This is a genomic window from Aquitalea pelogenes, from assembly GCF_001515305.1.
In the GTDB taxonomy this organism is placed as follows: domain Bacteria; phylum Pseudomonadota; class Gammaproteobacteria; order Burkholderiales; family Chromobacteriaceae; genus Aquitalea; species Aquitalea pelogenes.
Map to the genome: position 1 here is coordinate 1 of NZ_LNQV01000081.1, position 9,737 is coordinate 9,737.

12 protein-coding genes and 2 pseudogenes are annotated in these 9,737 nt (G+C 59.4%); 6 read left to right on the forward strand and 8 right to left on the reverse strand.

Features of this window, described 5'->3' with window-relative positions; genetic code table 11:
* Positions 1-199: 199 nt before the first annotated feature.
* The 3 genes from AWT75_RS19690 to AWT75_RS19700 form a co-directional block, all read right to left on the reverse strand.
* Positions 200-1,327: an integrase catalytic domain-containing protein gene (locus AWT75_RS19690; protein WP_062791389.1), complete on the reverse strand. Its 1,128-nt coding sequence runs from the start codon at positions 1,325-1,327 to the stop codon at positions 200-202.
* Positions 1,324-1,806, reverse strand: coding sequence for a hypothetical protein (locus tag AWT75_RS19695; RefSeq protein ID WP_062791391.1), 483 nt, complete (start codon positions 1,804-1,806; stop codon positions 1,324-1,326). Before AWT75_RS19695 ends, AWT75_RS19690 begins: the two co-directional genes overlap by 4 nt.
* A 65-nt stretch (positions 1,807-1,871) precedes the next feature.
* The gene (locus tag AWT75_RS19700; RefSeq protein ID WP_062791393.1) at positions 1,872-2,177 is read right to left on the reverse strand and encodes a helix-turn-helix domain-containing protein; all 306 of its coding nucleotides are present in this window, start codon (positions 2,175-2,177) and stop codon (positions 1,872-1,874) included.
* A gap of 220 nt (positions 2,178-2,397) precedes the next feature.
* Here AWT75_RS19700 and AWT75_RS21470 point away from each other — a divergent pair, with 220 nt between their 5' ends.
* A complete protein-coding gene (locus AWT75_RS21470; RefSeq protein WP_153013403.1) occupies positions 2,398-2,796 on the forward strand; it encodes a hypothetical protein in 399 nt (132 codons plus the stop codon).
* Positions 2,797-2,975: 179 nt separating this feature from the next.
* Positions 2,976-3,182, forward strand: a complete 207-nt coding sequence (locus tag AWT75_RS19710; RefSeq protein ID WP_062791397.1) for a hypothetical protein — start codon at positions 2,976-2,978, stop codon at positions 3,180-3,182.
* Positions 3,183-3,285: 103 nt separating this feature from the next.
* On the opposite strand, the gene AWT75_RS19715 is transcribed toward AWT75_RS19710, so the two are convergent.
* The 5 genes and pseudogenes from AWT75_RS19715 to AWT75_RS21065 form a co-directional block, all read right to left on the reverse strand.
* Positions 3,286-4,122 (reverse strand): oxidoreductase, encoded by an 837-nt coding sequence (locus tag AWT75_RS19715; protein WP_062791399.1) that lies wholly within the window; start codon positions 4,120-4,122, stop codon positions 3,286-3,288.
* 144 nt (positions 4,123-4,266) lie between these two features.
* Positions 4,267-4,743, reverse strand: coding sequence for a Rossmann-fold NAD(P)-binding domain-containing protein (locus AWT75_RS19720; RefSeq protein WP_204377126.1), 477 nt, complete (start codon positions 4,741-4,743; stop codon positions 4,267-4,269).
* A gap of 54 nt (positions 4,744-4,797) precedes the next feature.
* Positions 4,798-4,956: pseudogene (locus AWT75_RS23895) on the reverse strand (NAD-dependent epimerase/dehydratase family protein); the annotation flags it as partial.
* A 15-nt stretch (positions 4,957-4,971) separates the two neighbouring features.
* Positions 4,972-5,982, reverse strand: coding sequence for an AraC family transcriptional regulator (locus tag AWT75_RS19725; protein WP_062791403.1), 1,011 nt, complete (start codon positions 5,980-5,982; stop codon positions 4,972-4,974).
* 225 nt (positions 5,983-6,207) lie between these two features.
* A complete protein-coding gene (locus AWT75_RS21065; protein WP_082696225.1) occupies positions 6,208-6,783 on the reverse strand; it encodes a DNA cytosine methyltransferase in 576 nt (191 codons plus the stop codon).
* A 100-nt stretch (positions 6,784-6,883) separates the two neighbouring features.
* Between AWT75_RS21065 and AWT75_RS19735 the strand changes: the two genes are divergently transcribed.
* The 4 genes and pseudogenes from AWT75_RS19735 to AWT75_RS19750 form a co-directional block, all read left to right on the forward strand.
* The gene (locus AWT75_RS19735) at positions 6,884-7,102 is read left to right on the forward strand and encodes a TOBE domain-containing protein (protein ID WP_045847830.1); all 219 of its coding nucleotides are present in this window, start codon (positions 6,884-6,886) and stop codon (positions 7,100-7,102) included.
* A 9-nt stretch (positions 7,103-7,111) separates the two neighbouring features.
* A complete protein-coding gene (locus tag AWT75_RS19740; protein WP_062791406.1) occupies positions 7,112-7,702 on the forward strand; it encodes a malonic semialdehyde reductase in 591 nt (196 codons plus the stop codon).
* Positions 7,703-7,897: 195 nt separating this feature from the next.
* The gene (locus AWT75_RS19745) at positions 7,898-8,710 is read left to right on the forward strand and encodes a MetQ/NlpA family ABC transporter substrate-binding protein (RefSeq protein WP_062791408.1); all 813 of its coding nucleotides are present in this window, start codon (positions 7,898-7,900) and stop codon (positions 8,708-8,710) included.
* Positions 8,711-8,808: 98 nt separating this feature from the next.
* Positions 8,809-9,531: pseudogene (locus AWT75_RS19750) on the forward strand (methionine ABC transporter ATP-binding protein); the annotation flags it as partial.
* Between the last annotated feature and the right edge of the window lie 206 nt (positions 9,532-9,737).

Here is a 9,737-nt window from a genome sequence, read left to right on the forward strand (position 1 = left end):
ATCACCCGCGTGCCTGGGAGTTGTAGGGCAGGCTGTTGATCATCTCGATACCCAGCCGGGCCATGAAGCCGGTGGCGGTGTCCAGCATCATCTGGTTTTGTAGCCGCTGCCGTTATCGACATAAAACACCGCCGGGATGCCGTGTTTGAGGCAGGCATCGCGCAGCGCGTGACCCAGATGGTATGGTGCAGCCGTTCTATCACCCGCGTGCCTGGGAGTTGTAGGGCAGGCTGTTGATCATCTCGATACCCAGCCGGGCCATGAAGCCGGTGGCGGTGTCCAGCATCATCTGGTTTTTGTAGCCGCTGCCGTTATCGACATAAAACACCGCCGGGATGCCGTGTTTGAGGCAGGCATCGCGCAGCGCGTCCAGCACCACCAGCGCGCTTTCTGCCAGTCCCACCGACCAGCCCACGGCCTTGCGGGTGGCGATATCCACCAGAGTGGTGATTTCCGGGCGGAAGGGGCGGCCGTGCAGTGGGTGCTGCACTTCGGCGTCGAAGGTGTGGCCATCGGCGCTGTAGATGTCGCCCGGTTGCAGGTCGGCAAAGCTGCGGCGGATGAAGGGCTTGAGGGTTTTGAGCTCGCGCTCGCCCATGCGGCCGCTGTGGCGGCTGATTTCGCCCACCTTGCTGACAAAGCGCCGTACCTGCCACACGCTGGGCAGATCAGCCTGGCCCTGTTCGGCTTTCCACTGCGCGGCAAACTGGCGGTAGGCGTGTTCCAGCGTGGGTTTTTCCGGGCGCTGATAGTGGCGCATGAAGCTGGTGGCCCACGGCGGAACGGTCAGCTGCGGCTGGCGCTGGACAGGTGCCAACCGGCCTTGCTGCTGGTATTCGGCAAGCCGCAGAAGGCTGCGCACGCTGGGCAAACCGTCCACACTGGACCGGCCACGCTCGTCACGCGCCAGTTTCAGCATGGCTTGCAGCTGTTCGCTGGCGTTGCCCAGCCGGGCCATGTCCAGCAGCAGGGCGGCGGCTTTTTTCATCGGGTAACCGGTGCGCTGCATCAGCGATTGCAAGACCTGTAGCACGCCAAGACGGGCATCGGCGCAGAGGGTTTGGGCCGTGTTTTGCGCTGCGGCAGGCAGGGGTGCCGGGGGCGGCGCGGGTTCGCTGTTGATCAGGCTGCCAGCCTGTGCCTGACGCATGGCGTCCATCACATAGGCTGGCGGGGTGTAGAGCCTGCGCTTGCCGCCGCGGCCACGGCTTTCCTGATAAGGCCAGTGTTCCTTGTCGGCACGGGCGAGCAGGGCGACCTTGCTGCCGGGCAGTACCGGCAGTTTGAGGGCCAGCAGCTCGGTGGCGCTGTACTGCCGGGACGTCATGTTTGGCTCCCGAACAGGGCCAGTTCCGGTTCGCTGCTCTTGCTGATGTTTTCACGCTGGTAGGCCAGCCGGGACAGGATGCCGGTGAGAGCGTCCACGGTTTCGTCCAGCGATTCGCCGTGCTGGTAAAAGCGCACCAGCAGGGACATGGCGTCGGCAAAGCTGGCGTGCAGATCGGCCAGGTCGGTGTGGTCGGCCTTTTTACCGCTGGCAATGCGGATGACGACCTTGTCTCCATGGGCCAGGCACAGGTAGTCGCTGATGTAGCTGGCACCGGTGAAGGCTTCAAACTGACGCAGGCGGTTAAGCGGCATGGAGGATTCGGCCAGCCAGCGGTAGTAGGTCTTGAGTTCCACGCCCATCAGGTCGGCCATGACTTTGGCCGGACGGCGCAGCTTGTCGGCGGCGTGTTCGGCGCACAGTTCGATGGCTTCATCCAGATTGCTGGCGTAGCGATGTTTCCAGTTGGGTTTTCTCACCGTGGGTTTCCTCTGTGCGGGAATCGTGGTGGTGGCGCGCTGGCGGATGCGTGCTTACCATTCATTCAGGACAGGGCGCTGGCGGGGTCGGCCAGTACCATGGCGGAAACAAGGGGAGGCAAAACCGGTTTAGAATGGCGTTTTGCGTAGCGGCTGGGCCAGATCACTTCTGGTGGCTGGCCGATGGTGGCAGCGATGATGCGCTCTGCCTTGGGCCAGGGACGGTCCAGGGCATTGTTGAGCGCACCGGCGCTCAGGCCGATTTCCCGCGATAACTTGCGCAGGGGCCAGCCCTGTTTGTGCAGGGCCGCTACGATGTCCGCACGGTGCCAGTCCGGTGCGGTTTTTTTGACGGCAGCAGATGTGTTCATGCCTTAATCCTTTGCGGTGATCAGGTGTGAACACGTTAAGTGTTAAGAAAATAACGGTCAATGTGTTAAGTGATTAACACTTATCGTTTCTGTACTTTATGACTGCTGCGTCACTATTCATCTAAACCGCTGCCTTTGTTGGCTAATTTTGTGCGCGCCTGATGCGGTAACTGTCAGGCCGTGCTTAACGGTTAAGTGGGGTAAGTGTTAGGTGCGGGATTTGTTATCAGCCAGTGAGATTGCCGATTTGCGGATTCCCGGTTTGCCGACGAGCAAACCGGCCATCATTGCGCGGGCCGATCGAGAGCAGTGGTATAGCGAGACAGTGACCGGGCGGGGAGGGGAGCGCCGCGTGTATCGGCTGCCAGAGCAGTATCAGGTGGAGCCGTTGGTGGCAGCCGCCAGGCAGTTGTCAGCAACGCAGGGTGCGGCACCCGCTGCCGTGGACGTTGCCATGTTGCAGATGGTGGAATCGGTGCTGGAGTCCATCCTGCAAGAACGTGGCCTGAAGCTGCGTCCGGACCAGCGTGGCCAGGTGGTGGCCTTTTTGTATGACTACATTGCCAGGGGCGGCAGTCGTGAAACCATGACCCAGGCCCTGGACGCACTGGTGGCCTGACTCTACTTTTCGACAGTTTCCAAAAGGACAGGTGGACACTAGTCTAACGGCCTGTCCATCTGCGAGGTTCAGCCCATCATGCCGGAGATACGGATGTCGAGCGCCTCAGGCGGCTATTAAATGATGCGCTCGACTTGCCCAAACCGACTGGCCCGCGCTACCTCCAACCGGCACCTGTGATGTACCAGGCTGCCAATGATGAATGCTATCCGGCCACCTATCCTGAACCACAAACCATTCAGTCCGGTGTCAAAAACACTGCAAGATCAATCAATCTGCAGCTGTTTTTACGCATTTTCCTGCACGACAAGCTGGATGCTCCCGCCATGCTGATCGCCGCGTGGTTATTGGCTTTCGTCGCTTCATCGCCGATCAAATACCGGTGACAAAATAACTACCCCCCCACATCAAGTCTTGCTACTGCGCACTCTACCGCTACATAAAAATGAAAACACCCTGCATGAGGGCAGGGTGCATTAACAAAATTGGTCAACGTATTTTCGGCATACTCGTAGCCATGCGCATGAAACCATCAAACGCACGATCTGAAAGCAAACGCCGCAGAAAAATCATTGGCTTGGCCCCAAAACCGACTGCATAGCGGGTTTTGGGACGATGAGCAGTGACAGCCTTGGCAATGGTATCGGCAATCAGTTCTGGCGAGGATTGGCGTTTACGGCTGGCATCGCCAACCATGGACTCGGCCATGGCGTGCGCCTGGCTTGCATACGCGCCTTCACCAGACATCTCGCGCAGTTTTTGGGCTGCAATGTCGGCCCATTCGGTCTTGATGCCACCCGGTTCGATAACGACAACATTAATTCCGAAAGGCTCGACTTCCATGCGCAGGCAGTCGCTGATGGCTTCCAGTGCAAACTTGGTGCCGTGATACCAGGCACCCAGCGGAGTATGTATTTTGCCGCCCATGGAGGTGATGTTGACGATGGTGCCTGCATGTTGCCCGCGCATATGGGGCAGCGCCAACTGCGTCAGACGCACGGCACCAAAAACATTGACGTCAAATTGTGCTCTGGCTTCGGATAGCGGCACTTCTTCTACCGAGCCGTAAGAGCCGTAGCCGGCATTATTGACAAGAACATCAATCCGGCCTGAGCGGGCAATGATTTCTGCAACGCCCTGAGACATGGAGGCGTCGTCGGTGACATCCATGGAAAGGACATGAATGCCGGCACTTTCCAGCGCACGCATACGAACTGTGCGGCGGGCTGCTGCATAAACAGTAAAGCCCAGGGCCTTCAATCTGAGTGCAGTGGCTTTGCCAATGCCGGATGAGGCTCCGGTGACCAACGCTACTTTTGCCGACATGTCTGGATTCCTTTGAGTGGGATTGGGCGAAGTACCGTCAAGCAACAGCACTGCCATATCAGCCACTTTACGCAGCGCCCGGTCAGTGGGCGCTAGCAATCCACGCCATCACCCAGCAAAACGTGCCAAAGTGATGTGTCTGCATTACTGTGCCATCTCTTTGTGTGCTCCTGCTGCGTGAATACCATCGACCATGGTATCGGACGACAGCGTCACGACACCTGTTGTCAGAGGCAAACCCTGTAGCAATGCCCGCGCGACATCGGCCGCATTTACCGGACGATAGCGGCCCGGCAACAAGGGAGATATCAGGCGGGCGATCAGAATGGCAAGGCGCTCCCCCAGCCTGAAGGGCTGCTTCAAGGCTGCGCGATTACCCAGCAAGATTGAGGGCTGTGCAATGAGCAAGGCATGGAGAGCGAGCGAACGCAGTGCATCTTCCAGCTCGCCTTTGACCCGGTTATAAAAAACCGGAGAGCTGCTGCTGGCTCCCACTGCACTGACAATGCCAATCCGGGTAGTGCCGGCCTGCATGGCCGCCTTGGCAACGGCCAGGTTGGCCTCCAGATCCACCGCGCGGAAGGCGGCCTTGCTGCCGGCAACCTTGATGGTTGTTCCCATTGCCAGATACAACTCATCAACCGGGGGCAGTGTTGGCAGTGCATTAAAGTCCACAATATGGAGGTGTAATTTGGCATGCTGGCAGGGTAGTGCGCGCCGGCTTAACACATGCACCTCACAGACCGAAGCGTCCGCCAGTAATGCGGCCAGCAGGTGGCTGCCAACCAGTCCTGTAGCACCAGCCAACATGACTTTGCGTGGAGGAGTAGGCATTGATGTTCCTTGTGCTTAGTGCTGGCGCAGCCGTTGTCGTACATCATCAGCGGTTTGGCCCGTCCATTCCTGAAATGCGCGATAGAAGGAATTGGGATCTTCAAACCCCAGCAGAAAGGCGATTTCCCCTCCCGACATTGCAGTGCTGCCAAGGTAGTGTCTGGCCAGACTTTCCCGCGTGCTATTGATCACGCTGCGGAAACTGACGCCTTCTTCCTCCAGACGACGTTGCAAAGTGCGCTTGCTCATGGCCAATCGTTCGGCTACCAGCTCAACGGTTGCGGCATTGCTGGGCAGCATCTCCAACAACAAGGCATGCACACGCTCTCTGGTAGTGGCACTGCCATCCAGCTCACTTAGCCTTCGCCGCAAATCCGGCTCAAAGACCTTCCACATGCCATCGTTCACGGTCAGAAATGGCCGCAAAGCATCCTCGGCGGAAAAGGTAATGCCAAGGGCCTGGCCATACTCCACTGCGACAGAGAAATACGCCTGGCAGCGCAGGGCTGATGCGGAAGATAGATGAAAGGGCAGCACCACGCGAAGGGCTTTGATTGGTTCGCGCGTTGCCAGCCTGGCAAGACGTAGGAAAAAGGCAAGCTCGGCCAGTTGCAAGGAATCCGGCACATCGGCTAGTGGGGTCAGCCAGGCTGGCGAGACAGTCAATTCTCCAGCCCGGCCGATGTCGATGTCCAGCCGCATGGGTGCCAAAAGCTGCTTGTATTTGGCCAGGCGTTGTACTGCCTGCATCAGGTTGGCACTGCATAACGCGGCAAACAAGGGCGGGTCGAATGACTCGGCGGTCACCATTTCGACAATCTGCAAGGGAAACAGGGCATCACCCGACTCCACTTCCAGACTACGCCAGAAACGGAAGTAGGCCTCACTTGCCATGCTGACCTCGCCGCGATTGAGCAAATCTTCAGGCAGGCCTGCACGGCGCAATACACGGACGGGGTCAAAGCCCATGTCTTTGAGTAGCGTTCGCCAGCCGATATTGAGAGAGAACCCTTGTTTGCGGGTCATGCGTCCTCCTGCAATGGGTACAGCATGGAATACGCTGCAGCAACCGCCACTATAGGATGTCTGTCGGCAATACGTACATGCAATTTGCGCCAGTTTGCAGGCGATCAGTGCCAACAGAGGGTAGTTCTTCAGTTACCATGCAGGAAGCTCTCGATGAGTGATTTTGAATGCCGACCAGACAAAAAGAAGGGGGCCCGCCCCCTTCACTCTGCTTACCCTCCAGTCCTACACATAAGTCCCCCTCAGCTTCCGGGCGATCCATTCCACGACTTGCGGCACAACGGCGTTGCCGGCAGCCTGAGCCTCTGCAAAGTTGGTCGCATCCAGTCCAAGGCGAAGCCCATGATGCTCAGACGCTCTGGCCCGCTCAGCCATCGAATCCCGTCCGTCGGCTTGAGCGATGAGGCCTGCACCATGGATAGGGATCTGGCTGGGGGCTTGTCCGGCAAGTAGTGTAGGGAAAGGCTTGAGCCCGGATTGTTGCGCTGGCGGCGTGCCAGGAACAGCTGCCACTGGGCTGGCGTCAGCCAGCAGCTCGATGGGGGGATGCTCGCGAAGACCGGCAATAAGGAATACGCGACGGCGTTTTGTGGGGACTCCGAAGCATGAAGCATCCAGCACCCGCCAGCATCCCAGATACCCGCATTCGGCAAGCGTTGAAATGACTGTCTGGAAGTCCTGGCCATCTCGGCAAGAGAGCAGCCCCGTGACGTTTTCAAGGACCAGCCAGCGAGGTTGTAACTCACGGGCGAGGCGGCTGAGTCGTGCTGAATTTGCATTGCTGTTTTCCCGATAAGAAATTCAGCTTTTATTGCTTAGTCATGAGCTGCACCTCTGCTAGTTTGATGTTGTTTCTGGCGGTCGTCTTGTCCGCCATGTACCAAACGGCAAAGGATCTATCATGAGCATTCAATCCCTCAATGTCCGCAACCAGTTCAAGGGCGTGATCAAGGAAATCCTGGAAGGACCGGTCCTGTCCGAAGTGGATGTGGAAACCGCCTCCGGCATTGTCACCTCGGTGATTACCACCCGCTCGGTGCGCGAGCTGCAACTGAAAGTGGGCTCGCCGGTGATTGCCTTCGTCAAGTCCACCGAAGTGTCCATTGCCACGCTGGCGTAAGGAGCAGGCATGAGCGCCATTCTGCCCGAAGCCGCATTGCAACAGCTGTTTGTGGCGGCCCGTTCCAATCACCGCTTCCAGGACAAACCGGTTGCTGAATCCACCATTCGCCAGTTGTACGACTTGCTCAAATGGGGGCCGACCGCCTTCAACGGCCAGCCAGGCCGTTACCTGTTCATCCACAGCGACGAGGCGCGGCAAAAGCTGCTGCCCGCGCTGTCATCCGGCAACCGCGACAAGACTGCGGCAGCGCCGCTTACCGTGGTGCTGGCCTGGGATCCCGCTTTTCATCAGCATCTGCCCTCCCAGTTTCCGGCCTACGACGCCAAGGGCTTTTACGATGGCCTGCCGCAACTGGTGGAACCGCATGCGCGGCTGAATGCCAGCCTGCAAGCGGCGTATCTGATTCTGGCTGCCCGAGCACTGGGGCTGGATGCCGGGCCGATGGCCGGGTTTGATGCCGCTGCCGTGGATGCCGCCTTCTTCCCGGACGGCCAGTGGCGCAGCTTGCTGGTGGTAAACCTGGGCTATGGCGTGACGGAAGGTTTGCCGCCGCGCGGGCCGCGACTGGAATTCGAGCAGGCTGCTGCCATCGTCTGACCGGATTACTCATATGAAGCTGTTGGCCGCTCATGTTTCTGCATGGGCGGCTTTTGTCGTCATTTGCCGGTATTTATCTGAATTTAAGATATAAAACGGCGATTTTCTTGGTTTGTTGATTCATGCCGGATGGTTAGTCTGTCCCCTGAATGTGCTGCCCACCCACTTGCGGCAGCCACCATCAGGGAGTCCGCAATGCAGTCATCAACAATCAAATTCTCACGCTGGGGCGGTGTGCTGGCCACGCTGTTGCTGGCTGTCAGTACGCTGGCCGTGGCCGGTCCCAATGGCATCAAGGTGGGGGTGTCATCCACGCCGCAAATCGAATCGCTGCAAATTGCTGTGAAGGAAGCCAAGGCCCAGGGCCTGAATGTGGAGCTGGTGGAGTTTTCCGACTGGAACACGCCCAATGCCGCACTGGCCAACGGCGATATCGATGTCAACTATTTCCAGCACATTCCGTTTCTGGAAAACGCCAAGAAGCAGGGCGGTTACGACTTTGTGCCGATTGCCCCCGGCACCATCATGAAAATCGGCCTGTACTCGCACAAATGGAAATCCTTTGCCCAGATTCCGGTGGGAGGCAAGGTGGCCATTGCCGGCGACCCGGTGAATGGCGGCCGTGGCTTGCTGCTGCTGGAAAAAGCCGGGCTGATCAAGCTCAAGCCTGGCCTGGGTTACAAGGCCACCATCCAGGACATCGTGGCCAATCCGCGCAAGCTGCAGATCGTGCAGCTGGAAGCTTCGCAACTGGCGCGCTCGCTGGATGATGTGGATCTGGCGCAAGGCTATCCGTCCTTCCTCAAGCTGGCGGGCGACAACCCGGACAATGCCTTGCTGTTTGACGGGCTGGAAAACAAGATTTACGCCCTGCAATGGGTGGTGCGCAAACAGGATGTGAACAATGCGCAAATCCGCCGCTTCATTGCCATCTATCAGCAATCAAAGCAGGTGCGTGCCTCGCTGGACAAGGTGTTCGGCAAGTTGTACGCCCCGGCCTGGCTGTGAGGGAGAGGCGCATGAATGCATTGGCAGAGGCAATCCGGCCAGAGGTAGAACAAGGCCCGGCCTTGTGGCAGCGCGAGGTGGAACCCGCCGGAGAGGCGCTGGTGAGCTTCCGGCAGGTGGGGCGTCAGTTCCAGGCTGGCGGGCGCAGCGTACAGGCCTTGCAGGATGTGAGCTTTGACATCCAGCGTGGCGAAATCTTCGGCATCATCGGGCGCAGCGGCGCGGGCAAGTCCACCTTGCTGCGTACCATCAACCGGCTGGAGTCACCCGGCAGCGGCCAGGTGCTGGTGGCGGGCAAGGATTTGTCCGGCCTGAACGAAGCCCAGCTGGCGCAGGCGCGGCGCGGCATCGGCATGATTTTCCAGCATTTCAACCTGCTGTCCTCGCGCACGGTGGCACAGAACATCGGCCTGCCCTTGAAGATAGCCGGGCTGCCGCAGGCCGAGATTGACGCCCGCGTCGACAGCCTGCTGCAACTGGTGGGGCTGGAGGGCAAGCGCGATGTCTATCCGTCCCGCTTGTCCGGCGGTCAGAAGCAGCGGGTGGGCATTGCCCGCGCGCTGGTGCATCAGCCGGAATTGCTGCTGTGCGACGAAGCCACCTCGGCACTGGACCCGGAAACCACCCAGTCCATTCTGGCACTGCTGCGCGATATCAACCGTCAACTCAAGGTCACCGTGGTGCTGATTACCCACGAAATGGCCGTCATCCGCGAAGTGTGCGACCGCGTGGCCGTGCTGGAAGCAGGCAAGGTGGTGGAGCTGGGGCGGGTATGGCAGGTGTTTGGTGCGCCGCAGGCTGATGCCACCCGCGCCTTGCTGGCCTCGCTGATTCATGAACTGCCGACCGATGTGGCCGGGCGCATTGTGGCGGAACCGGCCAGTGCGCAGTCGGAACTGCTGCTGGATGTACGGCTGGATGGCGTCAGCGGGCAGGACCCGGCGCTGGGCCCGCTGGTGGCGGCACTGGGACCGGCCACCCGCCTGCTGCATGGCGGCGTGGAACGCATACAGGGCCGGGCGCAGGG

Coding starts and splice junctions, on each gene's coding strand:
- AWT75_RS19690 (WP_062791389.1), bottom strand. CDS start 1,327: ATGACGTCCCGGCAGTACAGCGCCACCGAGCTGCTGGCCCTCAAACTG.
- AWT75_RS19745 (WP_062791408.1), top strand. CDS start 7,898: ATGCAGTCATCAACAATCAAATTCTCACGCTGGGGCGGTGTGCTGGCC.
- AWT75_RS19725 (WP_062791403.1), bottom strand. CDS start 5,982: ATGACCCGCAAACAAGGGTTCTCTCTCAATATCGGCTGGCGAACGCTA.
- AWT75_RS19715 (WP_062791399.1), bottom strand. CDS start 4,122: ATGTCGGCAAAAGTAGCGTTGGTCACCGGAGCCTCATCCGGCATTGGC.
- AWT75_RS19735 (WP_045847830.1), top strand. CDS start 6,884: ATGAGCATTCAATCCCTCAATGTCCGCAACCAGTTCAAGGGCGTGATC.
- AWT75_RS19740 (WP_062791406.1), top strand. CDS start 7,112: ATGAGCGCCATTCTGCCCGAAGCCGCATTGCAACAGCTGTTTGTGGCG.
- AWT75_RS19700 (WP_062791393.1), bottom strand. CDS start 2,177: ATGAACACATCTGCTGCCGTCAAAAAAACCGCACCGGACTGGCACCGT.
- AWT75_RS19720 (WP_204377126.1), bottom strand. CDS start 4,743: ATGGGAACAACCATCAAGGTTGCCGGCAGCAAGGCCGCCTTCCGCGCG.
- AWT75_RS19710 (WP_062791397.1), top strand. CDS start 2,976: ATGTACCAGGCTGCCAATGATGAATGCTATCCGGCCACCTATCCTGAA.